Source organism: Mangrovibacter phragmitis, from assembly GCF_001655675.1.
GTDB classification, from domain to species: Bacteria; Pseudomonadota; Gammaproteobacteria; order Enterobacterales; family Enterobacteriaceae; genus Mangrovibacter; species Mangrovibacter phragmitis.
In genome coordinates, this window is record NZ_LYRP01000001.1 from 1,027,626 (window position 1) to 1,051,508 (window position 23,883).

At 48.6% G+C, this 23,883-nt stretch carries 21 protein-coding genes; 14 read left to right on the forward strand and 7 right to left on the reverse strand.

Going from position 1 to position 23,883, the window contains the following annotated elements; all coding sequences use genetic code 11:
• Positions 1-181 precede the first annotated feature (181 nt).
• On the reverse strand, positions 182-1,048 hold the full coding sequence (gene yieE / locus A9B99_RS04650; protein ID WP_064595048.1) for a DNA-binding transcriptional regulator YeiE: 867 nt from the start codon (positions 1,046-1,048) through the stop codon (positions 182-184).
• A gap of 116 nt (positions 1,049-1,164) precedes the next feature.
• Between yieE and A9B99_RS04655 the strand changes: the two genes are divergently transcribed.
• Both A9B99_RS04655 and nfo read left to right on the forward strand, forming a co-directional pair.
• Positions 1,165-2,211, forward strand: a complete 1,047-nt coding sequence (locus tag A9B99_RS04655; RefSeq protein ID WP_064595049.1) for a YeiH family putative sulfate export transporter — start codon at positions 1,165-1,167, stop codon at positions 2,209-2,211.
• Between the two features lie 76 nt (positions 2,212-2,287).
• The gene (gene nfo, locus A9B99_RS04660; RefSeq protein ID WP_064595050.1) at positions 2,288-3,145 is read left to right on the forward strand and encodes a deoxyribonuclease IV; all 858 of its coding nucleotides are present in this window, start codon (positions 2,288-2,290) and stop codon (positions 3,143-3,145) included.
• Positions 3,146-3,461: 316 nt separating this feature from the next.
• Here nfo and fruA read toward each other — a convergent pair whose 3' ends face one another.
• From fruA to fruB, 3 genes are read right to left on the reverse strand one after another with little or no spacing between them, the layout of a single operon-like run.
• A complete protein-coding gene (fruA, locus tag A9B99_RS04665) occupies positions 3,462-5,153 on the reverse strand; it encodes a PTS fructose transporter subunit IIBC (RefSeq protein WP_064595052.1) in 1,692 nt (563 codons plus the stop codon).
• 18 nt (positions 5,154-5,171) lie between these two features.
• Positions 5,172-6,110: a 1-phosphofructokinase gene (gene fruK, locus A9B99_RS04670; protein WP_064595054.1), complete on the reverse strand. Its 939-nt coding sequence runs from the start codon at positions 6,108-6,110 to the stop codon at positions 5,172-5,174.
• Positions 6,107-7,240, reverse strand: a complete 1,134-nt coding sequence (gene fruB, locus A9B99_RS04675; protein ID WP_064595056.1) for a fused PTS fructose transporter subunit IIA/HPr protein — start codon at positions 7,238-7,240, stop codon at positions 6,107-6,109. The genes fruK and fruB overlap by 4 nt, the downstream gene beginning before the upstream one ends.
• A 401-nt stretch (positions 7,241-7,641) precedes the next feature.
• Between fruB and setB the strand changes: the two genes are divergently transcribed.
• On the forward strand, positions 7,642-8,829 hold the full coding sequence (gene setB / locus A9B99_RS04680) for a sugar efflux transporter SetB (RefSeq protein WP_064595058.1): 1,188 nt from the start codon (positions 7,642-7,644) through the stop codon (positions 8,827-8,829).
• Positions 8,830-8,879: 50 nt separating this feature from the next.
• Here the strand turns inward: setB and A9B99_RS04685 are convergent, their stop codons facing one another.
• A complete protein-coding gene (locus A9B99_RS04685) occupies positions 8,880-9,239 on the reverse strand; it encodes a diacylglycerol kinase (protein WP_064595060.1) in 360 nt (119 codons plus the stop codon).
• A gap of 208 nt (positions 9,240-9,447) precedes the next feature.
• On the reverse strand, positions 9,448-10,581 hold the full coding sequence (locus A9B99_RS04690) for a hypothetical protein (RefSeq protein ID WP_064595062.1): 1,134 nt from the start codon (positions 10,579-10,581) through the stop codon (positions 9,448-9,450).
• Between the two features lie 951 nt (positions 10,582-11,532).
• On the opposite strand from A9B99_RS04690, the gene A9B99_RS04695 reads away from it, so the two are divergent.
• The 4 genes from A9B99_RS04695 to spt are packed head-to-tail and all read left to right on the forward strand — an operon-like array spanning position 11,533 to position 15,634.
• Positions 11,533-13,269: a fatty acyl-AMP ligase gene (locus A9B99_RS04695; protein ID WP_197499250.1), complete on the forward strand. Its 1,737-nt coding sequence runs from the start codon at positions 11,533-11,535 to the stop codon at positions 13,267-13,269.
• Entirely contained in the window at positions 13,266-14,183 is a 918-nt protein-coding gene (locus tag A9B99_RS04700; RefSeq protein WP_064595066.1) for an NAD-dependent epimerase/dehydratase family protein, read from the forward strand. The genes A9B99_RS04695 and A9B99_RS04700 overlap by 4 nt, the downstream gene beginning before the upstream one ends.
• A 31-nt stretch (positions 14,184-14,214) precedes the next feature.
• A complete protein-coding gene (locus A9B99_RS04705) occupies positions 14,215-14,475 on the forward strand; it encodes an acyl carrier protein (protein WP_036111580.1) in 261 nt (86 codons plus the stop codon).
• Positions 14,462-15,634, forward strand: a complete 1,173-nt coding sequence (gene spt, locus A9B99_RS04710) for a serine palmitoyltransferase (protein ID WP_064595068.1) — start codon at positions 14,462-14,464, stop codon at positions 15,632-15,634. Before A9B99_RS04705 ends, spt begins: the two co-directional genes overlap by 14 nt.
• A gap of 262 nt (positions 15,635-15,896) precedes the next feature.
• Here spt and A9B99_RS04715 read toward each other — a convergent pair whose 3' ends face one another.
• Positions 15,897-16,628 (reverse strand): nucleoside/nucleotide kinase family protein, encoded by a 732-nt coding sequence (locus A9B99_RS04715; RefSeq protein WP_064595069.1) that lies wholly within the window; start codon positions 16,626-16,628, stop codon positions 15,897-15,899.
• 280 nt (positions 16,629-16,908) lie between these two features.
• Between A9B99_RS04715 and A9B99_RS04720 the strand changes: the two genes are divergently transcribed.
• The 7 genes from A9B99_RS04720 to lptG all read left to right on the forward strand — a co-directional run bounded on the left by A9B99_RS04720 (position 16,909) and on the right by lptG (position 23,858).
• Complete coding sequence (locus tag A9B99_RS04720; protein ID WP_369938154.1) at positions 16,909-17,619, forward strand: dTMP kinase; 711 nt, start codon at positions 16,909-16,911, stop codon at positions 17,617-17,619.
• Between the two features lie 30 nt (positions 17,620-17,649).
• The gene (locus A9B99_RS04725) at positions 17,650-18,402 is read left to right on the forward strand and encodes a nucleoside/nucleotide kinase family protein (RefSeq protein WP_064595071.1); all 753 of its coding nucleotides are present in this window, start codon (positions 17,650-17,652) and stop codon (positions 18,400-18,402) included.
• A 330-nt stretch (positions 18,403-18,732) separates the two neighbouring features.
• Complete coding sequence (locus A9B99_RS04730; protein WP_064595552.1) at positions 18,733-20,070, forward strand: lipopolysaccharide biosynthesis protein; 1,338 nt, start codon at positions 18,733-18,735, stop codon at positions 20,068-20,070.
• Positions 20,067-20,900 (forward strand): hypothetical protein, encoded by an 834-nt coding sequence (locus tag A9B99_RS04735; RefSeq protein WP_064595073.1) that lies wholly within the window; start codon positions 20,067-20,069, stop codon positions 20,898-20,900. Before A9B99_RS04730 ends, A9B99_RS04735 begins: the two co-directional genes overlap by 4 nt.
• A 179-nt stretch (positions 20,901-21,079) precedes the next feature.
• Positions 21,080-21,679 carry a YtfJ family protein gene (locus tag A9B99_RS04740; RefSeq protein WP_064595075.1) on the forward strand — a complete coding sequence of 200 codons (600 nt, stop codon included), beginning with the start codon at positions 21,080-21,082 and terminating at the stop codon, positions 21,677-21,679.
• 32 nt (positions 21,680-21,711) lie between these two features.
• Positions 21,712-22,782, forward strand: a complete 1,071-nt coding sequence (gene lptF, locus A9B99_RS04745; protein WP_064595077.1) for an LPS export ABC transporter permease LptF — start codon at positions 21,712-21,714, stop codon at positions 22,780-22,782.
• A complete protein-coding gene (lptG, locus tag A9B99_RS04750; RefSeq protein WP_064595079.1) occupies positions 22,779-23,858 on the forward strand; it encodes an LPS export ABC transporter permease LptG in 1,080 nt (359 codons plus the stop codon). Before lptF ends, lptG begins: the two co-directional genes overlap by 4 nt.
• Positions 23,859-23,883 lie beyond the last annotated feature (25 nt).

Sequence of the window (23,883 nt, forward strand, 5' to 3'; positions counted from 1 at the left end):
ATATGAAACAAAAGATTCTTGAGATTGTGATTTGCAACTAATGTGCCAACGCAGCAGAAATAAAAAAAAGCCGCTTTTTTGCGGCATGCACTACAGTAAACAGGGGATTTAGGAAGTTAACAAAGTTGCACTGCATCACAATCACTCACCATAACAGCGCCATTGCACCATTTTGGCGCAACTATTTTTCGCAATAGGCCAAAAAACGGCTCAGTGCACTGGATAAGTGCTTTTGCCGGTGATGGATACGCCACAGTGTTCTGATAAGGGGAGGTAACGGGACGGCAACCCGCGCCAGAGTGCGGTTTTCCAGCTGTTCAGCAATCACCCGCCGGGACAGACAACTAATCCCCAGACCGTGGCGTACCGCGTGTTTAATTGCTTCGGAATTGCCAAGCTCCATTTCAAGGTTGAATTGCGGTAAATGAGCCAGCAGCAAATAATCCACAATCTCCCTGGTGCCGGACCCTTTTTCACGCAGGATCCACGGGGCAGCGGACAGCATTTCCAGGGTAACCGGCCCCTGGCACAACGGAGATTGTGGGGCAGCAAAGACAACCAGTTCGTCTTCAATCCAGGGTTCCGCCACAATGTCCGGGCTATGGCACGGCCCTTCAATCAGGCCGATATCGACACGAAAATCGGCAATAGCGTTAATGACGTCCTGACTATTACCCACACTCATTTCCAATGGCAGGTTTGGGTGGTCTTTGCGGTAATGGGCAATCACCTGCGGCAAAATATAATTACCTATGGTGCTACTGGCATAAACCCGGATGGCGCCTTTATCTTCCTGAAACAATTGTTCCACATCGCGGGCCTGATCCAGCAGTGACACCACGCGTGGGAACAACAGGCGCCCATGTTCATTAACCACCAGCCGTTTACCCACGCGGTCAAACAGTTTTACGCCCAGTTGCCCTTCCAGGTCAGTCAACGCGGCACTTACGGCCGATTGCGATAACGCCAGCATTTGTGAAGCCTGTGTTGTGGAACCACTTTTCAATACTTCCGCAAACACTTCCAGCTGCCGCAATGTGATATGCATGTTGTGTCTCACCCACCGTAATCTACCAGTTATTTCGATTATTTATAAATATATAATCAATTTTATTTTTAAGCCAGCCACCCGTAGGATCGCTACATCGAAACTAAGGGGGTGACATGAGCACACTAACTATCAGCCAGCGTAAAAAGCACGGCGTAACGCACTTCATTCCCGGCCTGTTACTGACCGGGGTTATTACAGGATTTGCTCTGTGGGCAGGCAGTTTTCCGCGTGTTGCTGGTGCGGGCCTGAGCGCACTCACGCTGGCTATTCTGGTGGGCATGGTCATTGGCAACACACTCTACCCTTCTCTTAGCAGGCCCTGCGATGGTGGCGTACTGTTTGCCAAACAACACCTGTTACGCCTGGGAATAATTTTGTATGGTTTCCGCCTGACATTCACCCAAATAGCCGATGTCGGTGCCAGTGGGATCATTATTGATATTCTGACACTGAGCAGTACTTTCTTGATGGCCTGTTGGCTTGGTCAGCGTGTCTTTGGTCTGGATAAGCACACCTCCTGGTTAATCGGTGCCGGAAGCAGCATTTGTGGCGCGGCGGCAGTATTAGCCACGGAACCGGTAGTCAAAGCCGAGGCCAGCAAAGTCACGGTGGCAGTCGCTACGGTGGTTATCTTTGGTACCCTGGCAATTTTTATCTACCCGATGCTTTATCCGCTACTACAGCATGTGTTCAACGAAAGTACTTTTGGGATCTATATTGGCTCAACGGTACATGAAGTGGCACAAGTTGTTGCCGCTGGTCATGGTGTCAGCCCGGTAACTGAAAATGCGGCGGTCATTACCAAAATGATTCGCGTAATGCTGCTGGCTCCTTTCCTGTTACTGCTGGCCTCCAGGGTTAAGCAACTGGCACCGGCGGGTGAAGCCCATGGCAAAATCACCATTCCGTGGTTCGCGATTATTTTTATCCTGGTGGCGATTTTTAACAGCTTTCACCTGCTGCCTGCTGTAGTGGTTAAATCACTGGTAACGCTTGATACTGTCCTGTTAGCCATGGCAATGGCGGCTCTGGGGCTGACAACACATGTCAGCGCACTGAAAAAAGCGGGTGTACGCCCACTGTTAATGGCGCTGGTATTGTTTGGCTGGCTGATTGTTGGCGGCGGACTGATTAACGTAGCGGTTCACCACCTGCTCTGAGACAGGACCTGCAATCTCTGGGTTAACCCGCTATGATAGAACGCTTGTTAATAGTGGGTTAACCAGGAAAGTCATGATGAAATATGTGGGAGCGCATGTCAGCGCGTCAGGTGGTGTGGAAAATGCGGTTGTCAGAGCCAGCGAACTCGATGCCACCGCTTTTGCCTTGTTTACCAAAAACCAGCGCCAGTGGCGTGCCGCACCATTAAGCACGGAATCCATCGATAATTTCAAAACTGCCTGTGAAGAATACCACTTTACCCCAGGGCAAATTCTGCCTCACGACAGTTACCTGATTAACCTGGGGCACCCGGTTGAAGAAGCTCTGGAAAAATCCCGTAATGCCTTTGTTGATGAGCTGCAACGCTGTGAACAACTGGGGCTGACATTACTTAACTTCCACCCCGGCAGCCACCTGTTGCAAATTTCTGAAGACGACTGTCTTGCGCGTATTGCAGAATCAATCAATCGGGCGCTGGATGTCACCACAGGCGTTACCGCGGTTATCGAAAATACAGCGGGCCAGGGCAGTAACCTCGGATTTCGTTTCGAGCACCTGGCTGCCATCATTGATGGCGTTGAAGACAAATCCCGTGTGGGTGTCTGTATTGATACCTGCCATGCTTTTGCTGCGGGCTATGACCTGCGCAGTGAAGAAGCCTGCCAGAAAACCTTTGAAGACTTTGAACGCATTGTTGGCTTCCAGTATTTACGCGGTATGCACCTGAATGATGCGAAAAGTGAGTTTGGCAGCCGGGTGGACCGCCACCACAGTCTGGGTGAAGGCAACATCGGGCATACGGCTTTTAGCTGGATCATGCGCGACCCTCGTTTCGATAATATCCCGTTAATCCTTGAAACGGTGAACCCGGATATTTGGGCGGAAGAGATAGCCTGGTTAAAAGCACAACAGCATTCGGCTAATGCGGCATAAATGATCCACTCTCCGGCCCGGCCCCGGCGGCAGGGTCGACGCCTTTTCCCAGGCACTTCCTGCCTTATTAAACAGACTGCCACGCCCATCAAAGAAAACCATTAACTCACTAATTTATAATGTAAAATCAAAAAATCATACTATTTCACATACTGACCAGGCGTAAAACACCTGGTAGTCCTCTCAAATAAACTGCCCTTACGTGTGCCCGTAAAGGCAAAAAGCCCCGGCAACAGATGTTGTCGGGGCTGTTATTCTCAATACAAACTGACCGAATTATCCTGGTGTGGCGCCGGTCATGTTGCATTAACTGTCATCAGGCCGCTGTTTTTACCAGCTCACTTTCAGGGCGTTTAATAACTGCGTAAACCAGACCAGTCAGCAACGTACCGGCAATAATCGACATCAGGTAACCCAGAACCGGTGTAATCGCCCCTGGAATCAGCAGTACGAACAAACCACCATGCGGAGCCATCAGCTGTGCACCAATCGCCATTGAGATAGCACCCGTCAGCGCACCGCCAGCGATACAGCAAGGGATGACACGGATAGGATCACGGGCAGCGAACGGGATAGCACCTTCACTGATAAAGCACAGGCCAAGTATCAATGCTGCTTTACCACCTTCCTGCTGCGCTTTATCGAATTTATTGCGCGCAACCAGGGTAGCCAGGCCCATTGCCAGCGGCGGAACCATACCCGCAGCCATAATTGCAGCCATCGGACCATAGGTTTGGGTACTGAGCAGGCCTACGCCGAATGCATAAGCCGCTTTGTTAACCGGCCCACCCATATCGGTACACATCATGCCGCCCAGGATAGCCCCTAACAGAATTGCATTAGCGGTACCCATAGTTTTCAGCCAGTGAGTCAGCCCGTCCAGCAGGTGTGCCACCGGCGTACCGATGATATAAATCATCGCCAGACCAACAATCAGGCTGGAAAACAACGGAATGATCAGGATTGGCTTCAGGGCTTCCATGCTCGGTGGCAATTTCACTTTCGTGCTGATTGCTTTTGCCACATAACCGGCCAGGAAGCCTGCAATGATCCCGCCAATAAAGCCAGAACCCCCGCTGACAGCCAGCATACCGCCGATAAGGCCAGGCGTCAGGCCAGGACGATCAGCAATGGAGAACGCGATGTACCCGGCCAGAACAGGCACCATCAACGCGAAGGCTGAACCACCACCAATTTTCATCAGTGCCGCAGCCAGAGTGCCTTCCTCTTTAAATGCCTGAATACCAAACACAAAAGACAGAGCGATAAGCAACCCACCGGCCACTACCATCGGCAGCATGTAAGATACGCCAGTCAGCAGGTGGCGATATGGCCCACCAGACTCTTTCTTCGCTCCGGTTTCCGATGCTGCCAGGGAACCTGAAGGTTGGTAAGGTGTGGCTTCGTTTACTGCTTTATCCAGCTCTGATGCCGTTTTCTTGAGTGCCAGACCAGTGGATGTCCGGTACATCGGTTTGCCAGCGAACTTCGCCAGATCCACTTCGATATCGGCAGCCACTATCACCAGGTCAGCCTGAGCCACTTCTTCTGGTGTAATAGCATTACCGGCACCAACGGAACCACGGGTTTCAACTTTAACCCACCAGCCACGTTTTTTCGCTTCGGTTTCAATGGCTTCAGCCGCCATAAAGGTGTGAGCCACACCCGTCGGGCAGGCGGTTACCGCCACCACGCGTTTAACACCACCGGCTACCGGTGTTGCTGCAGCCACTGCAGGCGCAGTGTAAACAACTGCTTTTTCCTTTGCTTCGTTCAGGAACAACTCGGGGTGCTGTACTGCACGGTCAATATTGCCTAAAAAGACTTTTTTTCCGTTCAGCGCTGTGTCGGGCTTAATCTCAGTACCAACTACCACAGCCATTTCCGCTTCATTGGGATTATCAATAATCTCCAAATTTGCTTTTTTTGCTGCGGCAGCCACCAGGGTCTTCGCGAGGTAGCAACGGGCCTGGCCTAAGCCTGGGTCGATAATCAGCAGCGTTTTCATTATGTGCCTCTCCTGCTGTTAATTTACGGGTTTAAGGTCGACTCGCGCCATCATCGCGGCCAACTGGGTACGATCGGTAATACCCACATTACTCTGGCTCACAGCCAGTGCAGCCACCGCTGTCGCCAGGCGTAATGTGTGTTCACTGGACTCACGCATCAGCAGGCCATAAATCAGCCCACCGACCATTGAATCCCCCGCGCCAACTGTGCTGACAACTTCACAGGCAGGCGGTTTGGCGATCCATTCGCCGGATGCGTTAACCCACAACGCGCCTTCTGCTCCCAGAGAAATCACCACATGAGCGATACCCTGTTCACGCAAGGCATGTGCAGCTTCAATCACATCCTTAAGGGTGGGTAACGAATGCCCCGCCCAAATCTCCAACTCACGGCGGTTAGGTTTAACCAACCATGGCGCTGCTTTCAGCCCGGCATTTAATGCTTCACGACTACTGTCGAAAATAATGCACGGACATTCACTACGCAGGCGGGTCATCCAGTCCGTAAAGGCTTCCGGGCTGACACCTGCTGGCAGGCTGCCACTGACACACACCATATCGAACTGCCCAAGCCAGCTCAGGGAGTCGCTCACGAAACGCTCCCAGTCTGCTGGTGTCACTTCAAAGCCGGAGAAGTTTAAATCAGTCACTTCACCGTCTTTTTCTGTCAGTTTTACGTTAATGCGTGTACGGCCATTCACTACCTGAAAACGGTTAGCAATACCGAGCTCACTGAATAACTGTTGAAATCCGTCCTGGTTTTCTTTGCCGAGAAACCCCCCGACAGTCACGTCGATCCCGAGGTCTTTGAGCACTTTTGCGACGTTGATGCCTTTACCCGCAGCGTGCAAACCAGTCGTACGCACGAGGTTAACTTCGCCGCGCTCGATATCTGCGCAGTAACCTACCAGGTCATAAGCCGGGTTGAGAGTAATAGTGGCGACACGTCTGCTCATGCTGCGCCCTCCCCAAGACCTGCAGCAATAGCTTCACCAACCGCTGCCAGAGCCTGTTCGGCGTCATCACCCTGAGCAGTGAAACGCAGGCGATGCCCTTGTTTAACACCCAAGGCAACCACTTTCATCAGGCTGCGACCATTGGCTGGCTTTCCTGAGCCATCAAGGTTGGTGACTGTAATGTCACTGGTAAACTGTTTGATGGTGTTTACCAGCACTGTACCCGGGCGGGCATGCAGACCATGTTCATTTCGCACCACAAATTCAGCACTGAGTACATCTTCCGGTAATGCCGCATCACTGGTCAGTACGGCCAGCAATGTCGCAGCATCTGCTTTTACCAGGCTCTCAGCCTTCTGGTTGATAAGCAAGTCACTCAGGCGGTTCAGCACCTGCAGTGGCTGATCATCTGCAACGGCTACGGTCAGCAATAAGCCCACTGGCAGGCCATCTTCTTCAACGCTCTGAGCCGGGCGAGCAATGGCAACGGCGCTTGAAAGGTTGCCATCTGTGCTATCGTTCAGCCAAATGCCTTGCCCTAAATAGAGGGGTTTACCGGCAACAGCCTGGGCCACAAAGCTGGCATCTGCGGCACCAGCAGCTTTCAGGCGGCCAGCATTCAATGCCTGCAGAGTCACCAAATCTGTTGCATTCACATCCAACGACAGGGTGTCGTTATCCAGTTTCAAGTCTGCGGCCTGGGTTTCGCCCATCAAAATCGCCCGCAACGCTTCGGCCGTTTTGGCATTTTTGAGTTGTTCAGCAACACTGTCGTCGCTCAGCACATGAGTCAGTTGGCGTAGCAAACCGAGATGTTCATCTGAACTGGCTGCAATACCAATTGCCACATACGCAACCTGGTCGTCTCCCCAACGAATCCCTTCCGGAAACTGAAAAACCTGAACACCGGTTTTCAGTACCTGATCACGGGTATCCGTTGTCCCGTGAGGAATAGCGATACCGTTACCTAAGAACGTGGACGTTTGTTGTTCACGCGCCAGCATACCTTTGAGGTAGCCATCAGCAACATTACCAGCCTGAACCAGTGCACCAGCAACAAGGCGAATAGCCTCTTCTTTATTTGCGGCTGCCGCACCGGGGTGAATATCGTGGACAGATAGTTGAAACATGAATAATTTCTCCCGCTGAAAGTGAATCGTTTCAGCTCTTACTTGAAGAATCGCGCTGCAACATTTGGATTAAGTCCAAAGGTCAGCGCTGAAACGTTTCAAGGAGTCTGATACTACTGAACGCCTTAAGCAAGTTTTCGGCAAAATCTGATGTTTAAAATTAGAGGTTCCGCACATTTCAGCAATTAGCATCGGGAAGTTGCTGAACACATCACAATTCCTCCTCAATTGTTCAGCTCTGACTTCAGCAATGGCTCACGGGAACGCCGGATCCTGTTGTTTCTCCAACGTAACATGCTGGTTTTACATTATTTTTGGTATTGGTAGCGCTATGGCTGTCTATTTGGGTAAAAGGCGCGTAAACTCCGCGGGTTTCTTCTCCATCAATACCTGTGATACCCATGTACAACCAACCCGCTACGACACCACGTCGCACGTTCGATTTTACTAACAGCGCATTCTTGATTGTCGCGTTTCTGACGGGCATTGCCGGTGCGCTGCAAACGCCTACGCTGAGCCTGTTTTTAACCAACGAAGTGCATGCCCGCCCGGTGATGGTGGGGTTCTTTTTCACTGGCAGCGCCGTAATTGGTATTTTGGTAAGCCAGTTTCTGGCAGGCCGTTCAGACAGGCGTGGCGACCGGAAGAATTTGATTATTTTCTGTTGTGCGCTGGGGGTACTGGCGTGCCTGTTATTTGCCTGGAACCGGAATTATTTTATTTTGCTGTTTGTAGGGGTATTTCTGAGCAGTTTCGGTTCTACTGCCAACCCGCAAATGTTCGCACTCGCTCGCGAACATGCCGATAAAACGGGCCGGGAAGCCGTGATGTTCAGTTCAGTACTGCGGGCTCAGGTTTCGCTGGCCTGGGTGATTGGCCCCCCTGTTGCTTATGCGTTATCTGTTGGGTTCGGGTTTGATGTCATGTACCTGTGTGCAGCCGTTGCCTTTGTCGTGTGTGGTTTAATGGTATGGGGCTTTTTGCCTTCAATGCAAAAGCAGGCTCCACGCCATGCCGCCAGTGCACCTCTGCAGGCACCACGATGTAACCGGCGTGATACCTTGCTGTTGTTTATTGCCTGCACGTTAATGTGGGGCACGAACAGCCTGTATATCATCAATATGCCGCTGTTTATTGTCGATGAATTACACCTGTCGGAGAAACTGGCCGGATTTATGATGGGCACTGCGGCAGGGCTGGAAATCCCGACGATGTTGATTGCCGGTTATTATGCCAGGCGCATGGGTAAACGTTTTTTGATGCGTATTGCTGTTGTCGCCGGGCTTGCCTTTTATACAGGTATGCTGGCAGTCTCCCATCCCTGGGCTTTACTGGCTCTTCAGTTACTCAATGCCATTTATATTGGGATCCTCGCAGGCATTGGTATGATCTATTTCCAGGATCTGATGCCAGGCCAGGCAGGAGCCGCCACTACGCTCTACACCAATACCACACGCGTCGGCTGGATAATTTCAGGCTCTTTTGCGGGGATTATTGCTGAGATTTGGAGCTATCATGCGGGTTTCTGGCTGGCACTGGCGATGTGTGTGACCACCTGTATTTGCCTTGCACGAATCAAAGATGTTTAGCTGGCCTGTAAAGGGTGTGCTCCGTGGATGCAGGTGCAAGCGCCTTCCGGCTAAAACAACACCACCAACCAAATGATGACCGTCATCACAATGGTAACCAATTGCGCAGAACCGCCTAAATCTTTTGCTCGCTTCGATAGTGGATGTATTTCCAGCGAAATACGGTCCACTACCGTTTCAATAGCAGTGTTAATTAATTCAACAGCCAGCGTCATGAAACTGCACATGATTAATAACACACGTTCTGTTTTCGTAATATCAAGACAGAATGTAATTATGAGTAACATAATATTAATAACCACAAGCTGCCGGAACGCATCCTCGGTAAAAATGGCATTAACAATACCAGCCCACGAATGGTTAATACTGCTGGTCAGGCGACTGAGGCCGGTTTTTTTAGGAATAGGCATGGGTATTTACTCAGCTAACACTGTTTACTCGGCTAACACTACAAACAGAGGTGGTATAAATAGAGTTTCCTCTTGGGATTATTAACGGCCCCTATCCTGTTTGCTGGTGTGGTGCGGATAACAACAACCTAAGGCATGATGGTCAACAAATACCAGCTGAACATTCTTGTTCAGCACTATATTAGCCTGCCAGACTGGTCTGTTTTGGTTATTCTGCCTGGAGTTTTTTCTCATATAACCGGTAACGTTTATATGGTTCTGCGCCAATTCTCTCCAGAATCGTGCGCATACCTGTATTGGACTCCAGTATCCAGGACATTTCTAATGCATCGATATTTCGCTTAGCAAAAGGGTCACGCAGCGCTTCAATAAGCAACAGGGCAATAATAGGCCCAATGCGGCTAAACTGGTATTCCTGGCGAACACCCATTAATGGAACTCGGGCAGTACGCACACCACTGACTTTCAGGCGCCATAACAGTTTTGCCCAACCAAAGGGTAATAAGCGCCCGTGTAAACCAGAAATCGCTTCATTGATATTGGGTAACCCCACAATGAAAGCACAAGGCACGGAATCCACTTCAGCAATATGAATCATGTCATCTGGCACCAGATATTTAAGCTGGTCTCCCATAGTGGCAAATTCACGCTCAGTGAAGGGAACAAAACCCCAATTATTCTGCCAGCCAGAGTTAAATATTTCGCGCAATACCTGCATTTCTTCCGCGAATTTTTTACGATTGAGCGCACGCAAAGTGACTTTTTTACGTACCTGATCCATCAGCCGGGTTAATGAAGGTGAAAAGAAAAGGTCAATACGCTTCATCCAGTATGCCAGCAAATCTATACCTTGAGAATAACCAAGACGCTCCAGGTGGCTGGCATAATAAGGTTTACCATGAGGCATTAATGCCGATGGCGGGGTCTCAAATCCATCAATCAATAAACCACTTTCCTGATTAATATTCAGGCTGAATGGCCCAGTGATATTCTGCGCACCTTGTGACTTCAGCCATGTTTCAGCTGCTGCAAAAAGTGTGTCAAAAACTTCTGGGTCATCAATAGCATCAATCATCCCGAAGTGACCAGTATCGGCCCCATATAACTCGCGGTGCAGGGAGTCTGTTTGCGCTGTAATACGTCCAACAACAGTTTCGCCTTTCTTTGCAATCCATGCCTGCCACGTTATATGGTCTGTACCCGGATTTTTCTCTGAAAGATGTTCTTCACGCTCAACAAATAAAGGGTCAATCCAATGAGGATCATCACTAAAGAGGGAGCAAGGAAACTGTATAAATGCTTTCAGGGCATGCTTGTCCTGAACCTTTTCAACTTGAATCATAAACAACCTTAACTTTCAGAATCTACTCAAAAAATCACTATCAAAATGCCTGATTGGGGCTAATTACAGCAACCAACTGATGTCATTACAGTCAATAAATAGCGACAATCTGGCACGGTATTTGATATCACCAAATAGCAGCAACCATAATAAATCGGCAATTTGGTCGTGAACGCGCTACACTGCAAGAGAAAGGCTATACTCTGGGAAAAAGATTACTGATGACAGTAATTTTATTTGTGCCATAAATCAACGCGTTAATCAAAAAACATTTCACATAAGAGTAATAAAAAGCAAAAAAATCAAACTGTTACATCAGGTTTATCTGTTGCCATTCTCGCTGGCATTATTGAATGCGATTAATTTAGCACAGAAATTATTTGCAATAAGACAATCTGATTAATAATTTCATAAAAGCCACCCAACTCACTAAACAAATAATGCTCTTATTTCAATTAATGGCACTTTTCGCAAAAAAATATTTTTTTATTTTTGAAAATTTTATCCAAAAGCTGCTTTTTTTAGCAGTTAATGCTTTCAGGTTCTTTAGGTATAAGATGAATTATTCACTTTTATGAAACTTGATGCATAATGTTTACTGTATGTTAAGTAAGAGGGCAATATGCCAGACTTTCTGAATCAGCCTTCATTTTCTCCTGGCTGGTAAATACTGCTTCATCATTGGTGCGCTGCTATTGCCGATTACAGGGCCGCCGGCTCCTGATTACCAGGGGATTATAACTTACTTACGCCACATAATGCGCTCAATTAAGTCAGTTGTAAGTTTCATCATCAGTTAATTCTGGTATGGCGATATTTTGCGGCTGCAGATGCGACTTATGGAATGGAAATGGTTGAATAATAAATTTTCAAAAAGTTTTCATAGTAATAACTTCAACTCCTTCACCAGCTGCTGTTATTGGTGATTTTGAATCTATGGCCAATTTGTCTATGTCTGAAACAAGCTCTATTCATTCTCTTCCAATGCGATATGCTGACTTTCCATCTCTCGTTGAGGCGCTCGATTACGCGGCTCAGGGAGAAACCGGAATGAACTTCTACGACCGCAGGAACCAACTTGTGGCAGTGCTGGAGTACCGTACTCTGAAAGAGCGTGCAATGCTGGGGGCCCGCCGACTGCTGTCACTTAACCTGAGAAAAGGGGACCGTGTCGCACTCATTGCTGAAACCAGCACAGGCTTTGTTGAGGCGTTTTTCGCTTGCCAGTATGCTGGTTTAATCGCCGTGCCTCTGGCTATTCCAATGGGCGTAGGGCAACGCGATTCATACGTTGCCAAACTGCAGGGTTTGATTCATAGCTGCAACCCTGCTGCCATCATCAGCAGTGAAGAGTGGATTCCACTGATTAGCTCAGTCACTGCCAATGCGCAGCAAGCGCATATTCTCAGTGACAACGATTTCCATACGCTCCCTGCGCAAGATATGGAACTGCACCTTCCTGCTCCGGATGATATTGCCTACCTGCAATATACCTCAGGCAGTACGCGCTTCCCGCGCGGGGTGATTATTACTCACCGTGCAGCGATGTCTAACCTGCACGCTATCAGCCACGATGGCATCAAATTACGCGCCGGTGACCGCTGTGTCTCATGGCTGCCTTTCTACCACGATATGGGACTGGTCGGGTTTATGCTGACGCCAGTTGCCACTCAGTTGTCAGTGGATTATTTGCGCACCCAGGATTTCGCCATGCGCCCGCTACAGTGGTTAAAACTCATCAGTAAAAACCACGGAACAGTCTCTGTTGCGCCGCCCTTTGGTTATGACTTATCACTGCGCCGGGCCAGTGAAAAAGAACTGGCTGAACTGGATCTCTCCAGCTGGCGTGTCGCCGGTGTGGGAGCTGAGCCCATCCCGGCCGAACTGCTGAGCCAGTTTGGGGAACACTTCAGACAGGTTAACTTTAATAAAGATGCATTTATGCCTTGCTATGGCCTTGCTGAAAACACCCTTGCAGTAAGCTTTTCCGAAGCTGACAGCGGTGCACAGGTGAACGAAGTTGACCGTGACATTCTCGAATATGAAGGCAAGGCTGTTGCGCCGGGGAAAAACACCCGGGCAGTATCCACTTTTGTCAATTGCGGCAAGGCGCTTCCCGGCCACCATATTGAGATTCGCAATGAACTGGGCGCGGTGCTGCCAGAACGCCAGGTTGGGCAAATCTATATCTCCGGCCCAAGCCTGATGAACGGCTATTTCCGTGATGCCGCTTCACAAGAAGAGATTCAGTCTACCGGGTGGATGGACACTGGCGATTTGGGCTACCTGCTGAATGGCTACCTGTATGTCACCGGGCGCAAGAAAGACCTGATTATTATTCGTGGCCGTAATATCTGGCCGCAGGATATCGAATATGTCGCCGAATCTGAACCAGAAATCCGTTCGGGTGATTCCATTGCTTTTGTCAGTGAAGAGCATGGTGATGGTGAGAAAATTATTCTTCAGGTGCAATGCCGGGTGACTTCAGAAGAACGTCGCCAGCAGATAGTGCATGCTTTAACGGCACGTATCCAGAGTGAATTCGGCGTCGCGGTTAATATCGTGTTGCTGCCACCGCACAGCATTCCCCGAACATCTTCCGGGAAGCCTGCCCGTGCGGAAGCCAGGAAACGCTATCTCACAGAAGCTATTCCGGCGTCACTGCAATTAGCAGGTTTTGCTCAATGATCCACACCGTTGCGGTGACGGGCGCGACCGGTTTTATTGGTCGCCACATCACCCAAAACTTGCTGGCGCAAGGGTTTACCGTGCGTGCCCTTACCCGGACCGCAGGTAAACCGCCAGCAGCCAACTTAAGCTGGGTGCACGGTGACCTGGATAACCGCGATTCCCTCGCGGAATTACTGAATGGTGCAGATTACGTTGTTCACTGTGCGGGCCTGGTTCGCGGGCATACAGAAGAGATGTTTACACATTGCAATGTGACGGGCAGCCTGCGTCTGATGCAGCTGGCCCGGCAAACCGGCAGATGTAAACGCTTTTTATTTTTATCCTCGCTTGCCGCACGCCACCCCGAGTTGTCCTGGTATGCGAATTCAAAATACGTTGCCGAGCAACGTTTAATCGCAATGGCCGCCGCACATATGTCGCTGGGCATTTTTCGCCCAACAGCTGTCTACGGGCCGGGTGATAAAGAACTGAATCCACTGTTTAGTTGGTTATTACGTGGGTTACTTCCCCGCTTAGGAGGCGAAGACTCAACGCTGTCTTTTCTTCATGTGAGTGATTTAGCACGGGCTGTAAGCCAGTGGTTACTGGCGGATAAACCGCAGTCTGATTGTTATGAGCTGTGTGATGGTTTTGCCGGTGGCTATACCTGGCGGAGCTTACAAGAAATTGGTGCACGGGTGCGCCATGGCCATGTGCGCCTGGTTGCCATCCCTTTTCCCCTGCTTAAACGCCTGGCAGATATCAGTATCTTCGCCAACCGCCTTGCCCGGAAAGAGCCGATGCTGACACACAGCAAACTACGCGAGCTCACGCATCCCAACTGGTCGGCAAGCAATGAACGCTTATCTGGCGATATTAACTGGTTTCCTGAGATCAGTTTGGAAGACGCACTGCGTGAAGGGTTATTTTAATTTTATCGAGTAGAGGTATGCCAAGATTTCTATGGTGAATCGCGATGCTGTTATGGAGTACATCCTTTCCTGCTTAAGAGAAACGCTGGAAAACGGACCTGAAGTTAAACCGGATAGCGACCTGGTCAATGATCTTGGTCTGGAATCCATTCGTGTGCTGGATCTGTTAATGAAACTGGAAGATGAATTTGATATTTCCATTCCTATCAACATCTTGTTGGATGTCAGAACACCAGAGCAGTTACTGAATGCGTTGATCCCTCATCTGGAGAAAGCTCATGGGACTTTATGATAAGTTTGCACGCCTTGCTAACGACCGCGAGCAATTCCAGACTTCAGGGCTGAACCCGTTCGGGACCTGTATTGATGAAGTGTACTCGGCAACTCAGGGCCGTATTGGCAACCAAAAAATTGTTCTGGCGGGGACGAATAATTACCTTGGGCTGACATTTGACCAGCAAGCCATTGCCGAAGGCCAGGCAGCATTAGCCGCTCTGGGTACCGGCACTACAGGTTCCCGGATGGCAAACGGTAGCTATGGTTCACATCTCACACTGGAACATGAACTGGCAGAATTTTTTGACCGCCCCACCGCTATCGTGTTCTCAACAGGTTATACCGCGAACCTGGGCGTTATCAGTACACTTGCAGGTCCTGGTTCAGTCGTATTAATCGACGCCGACAGCCATGCCAGCATTTATGATGCCTGTGCACTGGGCGGTGCCGAAATCATTCGTTTTCGCCATAATGATGCCAAAGACCTGGAACGCCGCATGGTTCGCCTGGGTGACAGAGCCAAAGAAGCATTGATTATTGTCGAAGGCATTTACAGCATGCTGGGCGATGTTGCCCCACTGGCTGAAATTGCGGAACTCAAACGCCGTTATGGCGGCTATCTGTTAGTCGATGAAGCTCACTCTTTCGGTGTAATGGGCCCAACCGGCCGTGGTCTGGCTGAAGATTTGGGTGTTGAAAAAGACGTGGATATCATCATGGGGACATTCAGCAAAAGCCTGGCCTCCATTGGTGGTTTTGCCGTAGGCAACAAAGAAATGGACGTTTTGCGCTACAGTAGCCGCCCGTATATATTTACCGCATCGCCTTCGCCATCCAGTATCGCTTCTGTTCGCGCTTCCTTAAAACGCATTGCACAACACCCAGAGCTACGTGAAAAATTGTGGCGCAATGCGCACCGCCTGTACCATGGTCTGGCTAAACTGGGCTATGAACTGGGCCCCCGTATCAGCCCGGTAGTACCAATTATAATTGGCTCAAAAGAAACAGGCCTTCAACTCTGGCGTGATCTGATTGCCCATGGTGTTTATGTCAACCTGGTTCTGCCACCAGCGGCACCTGCCGGTATTACATTGCTGCGTTGTAGTGTTAATGCGGCGCACAGTGATGATGAAATCGACATGATTATTCAGGCTTTTGCAGAGCTGAAAAAATAGTTTTTTCTGCACGCAGATAAATGCTGCCATGGATTACCAAAACCGGGCAGCATTTATTACAGTCAAATACCCGCGAAGAGGGAATCTGCGTAAAGTAAAACTAAGTATCATTAGCGGTGTTGATGTTCTTCGACGCCATCTGCGTATTTATTTAATTTTATCACTACCCTGTGCTGAGCAAAATGCCGAACATAGCACCAGCTCCCCATAACGAAAAATATCGGTATTGAAACAGTGATTTTCATATAAAAATGATGAAGAATTACCTGATTGTTGCAGGTTCAATATTTTTTGAACACGAATAACCACGACTTTGCATAAATTGCGCAATTGCCGCCTCGGCTGCAGCAATCACTTGATCAACCGGTTTATTAGCATCAATATTCACGATGTCAGCCCCGGAAAAAGTGAGTTGTGGTGTAATCGCAATTTTTTTCGCCAGTGATTCTCTGCGATGATCGGGTTTACGGGCACAAGCAACATCCAAATCCACATTGAGTTTTATCACTAAATCGGGCTTATAACTTGCCATCCAGTGAAATGCGTTACTTTCTTTGCCCGCCAGCCATTGAACAAAACGACTGCCTTTGGTTTCCACCGGAAATGAAGTGCCATCATAGGCTCCTGGGATCTGGTCCTGCGGATAGCGGTCAGCAAGGATAATCAACCCCTGGCGGCGAAATGCCAGCATACGCCGAAAACGCCATAATCTGCGTAAAACAAAGGAATAAATTACCAGTGCTGGCAGCAAATTAACCTCAGCTTTTGCTGATTTGATCTTCTTCGTGTTACTGGCAATCGACTTGCCAAACACCTTACCAATTAGTGGCAGTTGTGAAACAGCGCGCCCTACATTACCTGCCTGCTTTCCCAGGTGAACTTTCACGGCCGGACCATATTTTTTCACATAGACAATAAGGTGCTCACTAACCGTAGACTTGCCAGAACCGTCACTGCCAATAATCGCAATGAGCGGAGAATTTGGTTGATTCATAATAATTCACTCTTTTTAGTTACCAGAGAAATGTACCATTTTTCAGTGAAAAAGTCGCTGAGACTTGTTATTTCATTAACATTTAATAAATAGAATGTGTGCCATACAACAAAAAAATGGTAATTAGCACGAATGAATAAGAAAAATAGCATAAAATGTTAATCAGATTTCTGAGATTATCCATAAATTGCGGTTATCCCAAAACTCTCTTTTCACTCTGCATATAAACCAATATAATATTCCTTTTATTGTTGGATCTATTATTGTGAGTCACAAGATAATCCCTGCCGCTCCTCACCCAACAGTTCGTGTAATAGCAATTACTGGCTGTGATGGGTCAGGGAAGTCGACTTTGGCTACCAGCCTGGTCCACCATCTTTCACAACAAGAACCTACAGAGTTGCTTTATCTGGGGCAGTCTTCCGGGCGAATAGGTGAGTGGATAAGTAGTTTACCTATTATAGGTGCTCCCTTTGGGCGTTACTTACTTAAGAAATCGGATACTGTTCACGAAAAACCTTCCACACCACCGGGTAATGCCACTTCACTGGTTATTTTTCTGCTTTCCTGCTGGCGGGCATATAAATTTCGCCGCATGCTGAAAAAAAGCCGCCAGGGGACACTGCTGGTCACCGACCGTTACCCCCAGGCAGAAGTGGCTGGTTTTCGTTTCGATGGTCCTCAGTTAGCCAAAACCGTTGGAGGAAATCAGTGGGTACGCTGGTTACGTAATAATGAACAAAAATTGTACCAATGGATGGCATCTTACCCACCGTTATTGCTGATTCGACTGGATATTGATGAACAGACAGCCTTCTCACGCAAGCCTGACCATAAGCTTTCCGCTTTGCGCGAAAAAATCGCGGTTATTCCGGACCTGACATTTAATGGTGCCCAAATTCTGGACCTCAATGGTCGCGAACCAGCAAATAAAATACTGAGTGAATCTTTACAGGCCATTCAGATTTCGCTCGCATCGACAAAGCGGTAATCACTTAGCCAATATGTTGTATTGACACCCATGAAAAAAGATAACGAAAACAGCAAAAATACCTCACCCATTACCTGTATCTCCGGGCTGGTTGCCGTAGTCGGTAGCGATGGCACAGGCAAATCGACACTCACTAACGATTTAGTAAAAAACCTTAACAAGCAGGTTGTTACTGAAAGGCGTTATTTGGGCCTTATTTCCGGAGAAGATGGCGACAAAATAAAACGCCTGCCGCTGATTGGTACCTGGCTTGAACGTCGTCTGGCAGCAAAGTCAGACAAAACACAGCGCATGAGCAATAAAGCTCCGCCACTGTGGGCCGCACTGATTATGTATGGTTTTTCTTTGTGGCGCGCCGCTAACCTCAGAAAAGTACAGCGGCTTGCACAAAGTGGGGTGCTGGTGATTAGTGATCGCTACCCTCAGGCTGAAATATCCGGTTTCTATTATGACGGACCGGGCATTGGGCCGGAGCGAGCTAAAGGCTGGTTATTAACCCGCCTGGCAGAACGCGAGCGCCGCCTGTATCAACAAATGGCCCTGTTCCGCCCGGAGTTAATTATCCGCCTTGATATTGATGCGGATACCGCATTTTCACGCAAGCCCGATCACAGCTACGAAGAACTGAAAGATAAAATCGCCAACATGGTAAAACTAAATTACAACGGTTCCCGAATAATTGAGTTGGATGCCCGCGCACCTTACTGTGAAGTGCTTGAAAATGCACTCAATGCGATATACCCCGTTATAGAAAATTCGCAACGCAGGAAAGTTAATGCATGACGTCTTTAACCGCGCGGGGACCAGATAATGACATTATATTGGCTGGTCGCTTTTTCCATTTAACAGTGTGCTGAACAGAGTGCCGGTAAATAGCATCTATGAATAAAATTACCCAGGGCATAACGGAGTATCATCGAAAAGTTCCTTTGCCCTGTATCTTACCCGGCAAAACTGTTACCAGCCCCCGATGTAACCAAATCTGTTACAGGCTGTGACCAGATATCTGTTTACCATATTACGTTTGCCACGCCAGAGGAACCCCTTGCAAGGCGTGGTTATAACCTGTTAGTGATTACCAACCGGAATTACCGGATATGGCTGGTTTTTATTATGAAGCATTGGTTTTCTGATGGTGCGTTTCGGGCCATTTTACGTAACGCCGCTTATCTTGGCTCCGGAAGTGTAGTCAGCGCACTACTCGGTTTACTCGCCCTCTCCTGTGCGGGTAAAGGTATGACACCCGCGTTATTTGGTGCGCTGGTCGTTATTCAGGCTTATGCAAAAGCAGTCAGTGATTTTATTAAATTTCAAACCTGGCAATTTGTAGTCCAGTTTGGTACGCCAGCACTGGAAAAGCAGGACACAAAACGGTTCCGTAACGTTATTTCTTTTTCATTTGGTCTCGATATTGCCAGTGGTCTTGTTGCTGTTCTCGGCGGTATGGCCTTATTGCCTTTTCTTTCGCATGCTCTTGGGCTGGAAGGGAAAAATTTTTGGCTGGCACTTTTATACTGTACCTTAATACCTTCAATGACAGCGGCAACGCCAACGGGAATTTTACGTGTTTTTGATCGCTTTGACCTGATTGCCATTCAGCAGGCAACAAAACCATTTTTACAAGCCGCTGGTAGTGTGATTTCTTATTATTACAATCTGGGTTTCACTGGTTTTGTTATTACCTGGTATGCTGCTAATTTATTTGGCGGGACATTATTTTGGTGGTTTGCTGCAAGAGAGTTACGCGCCAAAAATATTCATAACGCATTAAAACCACAACTTTTCAAAGCTGCACGCAATATAGACGGAGCCTGGAATTTTGTGTGGACAACTAATTTTGCCCACACTATTTGGGCCGCACGTAATTCATGCAGCACCGTACTGGTTGGTCTGGTTCTAGGACCGGCGCCTGCTGGCTTGTTCAAAATCGCCATGACATTCTTTGATGCCACGGGTACGCCGGCCAAATTGATGGAGAAAAGCTTCTACCCTGAAATCATGCGGTTAGACCCAAGAACAACCAAGCCCTGGTTACTGGGGCTGCGTTCAGCATTACTGGCCGGTGGTATTGGCATCGCTGTAGCCCTACTGGTGATTCTGGTTGGTAAGCCATTAATTTCATTTATCTTCGGTTACAAATACCTTGAAGCATATGATTTAATCCAAATAATGTTGGGTGCCATTATTGTCTCTATGGTCGGCTTCCCCCAGGAATCCTTGTTATTTATGGCTGGGAAACAACGAGCGTTTCTGGTCGCACAAACTATTGCTTCGGGTTCATATATTGTTCTGCTGGTTGCCATGTCACACCTGTTTGGCGTACAGGGCGCTGCCTTTGCTTATTTTGGTGGGCAATGTCTGGATGTGTTGTTATCACTTGTTCCAACATTAAGTGCTTACCGTAATCGTTATTTACTGGGGTTCAATGTCCCCAGAGAGAGTAATCAATGACGAAAAAAATGTGGGAAAAATTCCCCGAAGACACCCTGGCGTTGTTATTCACAGCAGTAGAAGAGGACGACAATGTTGATGATCACACCAGCCTGCCCGGTGTGATTGATTTGCAATGCCCACGCGAAAATATTTATCAAAACTACGCCCTGTGCCTGCAGTTTTGGCGTGATGGTTTTACCCGTGAAGAGCTGCTGGGTTTGGTAGACAAATTCACCAGGAACCCAGATTTACCTCAGGCCGTACGGATGCGTTACAAATATATACGTGCACGCTATAAGCATTTGCGTTTTGCCCAGCGTTTGTACAGTAAAACACACCAGTCATTTGGACTATTTAATACCACCACGGTTGTGTTGGGCCATTTTCAGGATGCGTTTCGCAATGGTAACCAAAAAAACCTGAGATATTACGGTGCTATTTTACGCATCCTGCTCAGTAAACCCGTCTGGTCACTGGTCAACTATGCAATGAGCCACTTTCAGTTAGAAACTGAGAGCGGGTTTATTGCCTACCGGCAGTCACAAATTCGGACACTGGGTAGGCTTATCAAACGTCCGCAGCTTACCGGGGAAGAATTCCACGATGTGCGCAAAATTGTCAGCCAGCAGGTCTCTTTTTATGACACCCTGCGTTCAATTAATCCTGGCGATCAGCAGGCGTATGAGATGTCCAGATTCCTGGCGGCAATTAACGGCATTATGGGCGACCAGCACGATGTGATGGTGGCAGATAAACTCGCGGGGGGTTCGATGTATGACGAAACAACTGCGCTGGAACCGGATTTACGCCTGCGTCTGGAACAGCTTCTGGCCCGCTACCCCTTGTGATCCACTGGCCGTAAGCGCCCTTTTACGACCATGCACCTTAGCAAGAGCGCAATCCGGGTCAGGTAAAGGGATGTAATAACTTCAGAATGTTGTTTACAGCCATTGGGTAAAAAAAACGGAAAAATATTTATTATCAAAAAGTTGTTGGTTATCGACTTACCAGTAATAAGGAGGCGGATATGATTTTAGGTAAATTTTTGGCAGTGCCATTCCTTCTTTTGCTTCCGGTAATCGCCTGTGCGCACAACTTTGTTATTGGTCAACCCGTTACTCCGGTGATGATTAGCGAAAAGGGTGAATTAATCCTCAAAGATGGCGACTTCAACTACAGGCGCTGGGATAGCGCGGAACTCGCCGGAAAAGTACGGGTAATGCAATATATTGCAGGCCGAAAATCCGCAAAAAAGAAGAATTCGCTACTGATTAACGCAGTTAAAGATGCTCACTTCCCTGAAGACCGTTTCCAGCCCACCACTATTGTAAACACTGATGACGCAATCCCGGGCTCCGGTTTTTTTGTTCGCGGTAAAATAGAAAAAAATAAAAAAAACTACCCCTGGGCGCAGTTCATTGTAGACAGTGATGGCCTGGCCCGTAAGGCCTGGCAACTTAAAGAAGAAAGTTCCACCATCGTTGTGCTGGATAGCCTTGGCCGGGTCCGATGGGCAAAAGATGGCGCGCTAACGCCTGATGAAGTAGCACATGTGATAACTCTGGTACACCAGCTTATAGCGGACGAAAATCATAACAAGGCCATCCCTCTTGTTGATGAACGGTAAACACATTGGTTAATAAAGGATGTACAGAAGCGATGTTTTTAATTGAGCGTTATATCCTGACAGAGGTTCGTCGGTTAACCATTATCATTGTGTGTTTTCTGGTCTTCATGTTTGCCTGTTTTTCCGCACAACGTTACCTGACGGACGCGGCGAATGGCACGCTGGCATTGGAAGTTGTTTTCAATGTTGTTTGTTATAAGGTGCTGATAGCCCTGGAAATGCTGCTACCTGTTGGGCTGTATGTTGCGGTATCTGTGGCGCTTGGACAGATGTACACCGATTCAGAAATCACCGCTATCCTGGCCGCAGGCTCCAGCCCGATGCGAATCTACCGGGCAATTCTGGTCCTGGCTATCCCACTGGGTATCCTTGTTACCTTTATTTCGTTATACGGTCGCCCCTGGGCCTATGGGCAAATTTACCAGTTAGAACAGCAGTCCCAGTCAGAGCTGGATGTCAGCCATTTACAGGCCAATAAGTTTAATACCAACAGTGATGGCAGAATGGTGCTGGCAACGAAGATAGACGCAACGCACAACCACCTTACTGATGCACTGATTTATACCTCTTCACCGAACAAAACCAGTATCTATAAAGCCGGGTCAGTTGATGTAATTGACCCATCGCCACAACACCCCGCTGTAATGCTGCACAATGGTACCGGCTATGTTCTGGACAGAAGCGGGCAGGATGACAGGAAAATGGTGTACCACAACCTGCGAGTGACTCTGAAGCCTGTGGTTCAGAGCCTGGATGTAAGGCGAAAAGCCGCTTCTGTGGCACAACTGGCACGCTCATCTGACTCCGCAGATTATGCCGAACTGCAATGGCGCGAAAGCCGTGGGTTAAGCACACTACTAATGGTGTTGCTGGCAATACCATTAAGCAGAACCCGGCCCCGCCAGGGGCGTTTTGCCACCCTGTTACCGCTGACGATTTTATTTGCCGCGATTTTCTACGGCAGTAATATTTGCCGTACGTTGATTGCGAATGGTTCAATTCCTGGCGTTCCCGGTATGTGGTCGGTGCCGTTAATTATGTTATTCGGGCTGCTGGCGTTGCTTGCTTCTGAATTCTCTTTGCTGAAGAAAAAATCCCGATGAACATTTTCAGCCGCTTTTTAATCCGCAATGTCTTTATCGGATTCGCTGCCGCCGCCGGGTTGTTAATTCCGTTGTTTACCACATTCAACCTGATTAACGAGCTGGAAGATGTTACTCCTGGTGGCTACCTCTGGACTCAGGCGCTGTGGGTTACATTGATGACGCTGCCACGCACGCTTATCGACCTGGGGCCTTTTGTCGCGCTTTTTGGTGGGATAATCGGCCTTGGGCAGCTATCGAAAAGCCTGGAGTTAACCGCTATACGCGTGGCGGGCGTGTCAATTATGCAAATAGCCCGTGTTATTCTGTGCGCAGGGCTGATGCTGACGGTCACATTTGCCGCTCTTGATGAGTGGGTGGCATCCCCGTTGCAGCAATACGCATTGCGTCTTAAAGATGCGGCGCTGGCGCACTCGGGCAAAACCGACAATGCCGGTAATGAACTGTGGGCCAGAAATGGCAATGAATTTGTAACAGTAAAATCACTGGATGAACACAATAACCCGCAGGGCATCGAAATTTTCTATTACCAGCCGGACCTGTCTTTGCAATCTTATATTTATGCCAGGACAGCCACGATTGACGACAAACACACATGGACACTGCACCAGGTTTACCAAAAAACCTGGAGTGGTGATAAAGAGAGTGTGAAGACTACAGACTCACTGCATTGGCATTCTGTCTTTACCGGCATGAGCCTCGCTGAACTAACCATGCCCGGCGACAGTTTCTCTATTGTTCAGCTAAACCGGTACATTAAGTATTTGCAGGGCAGTGGGCAACCGAGCATGGAGTTCAGAATTGCGCTGTGGCAAAAACTGGGCCGCCCAATATTAATTCTGGCAATGATCCTGCTGGCCGTACCCTTCACCTTTGGTAATGCGCGTGAACCCGGGTTAGGCAGCCGCCTGGCTTTGGGTGTGGTTGTTGGCCTGCTGACCTACATTGCCTACCAGATTGCTGTCAATTTAGGGTTATTGCTGTCACTCAATGTTCAGTTCACCACCCTTTCTCTGCCTGTGGTACTGCTGCTTGTGGCTCTGGGCTTAGTCTGGCGATTTGATAAACGCCATTAACATTTTCAGCGCTTCTGGCGTTCCC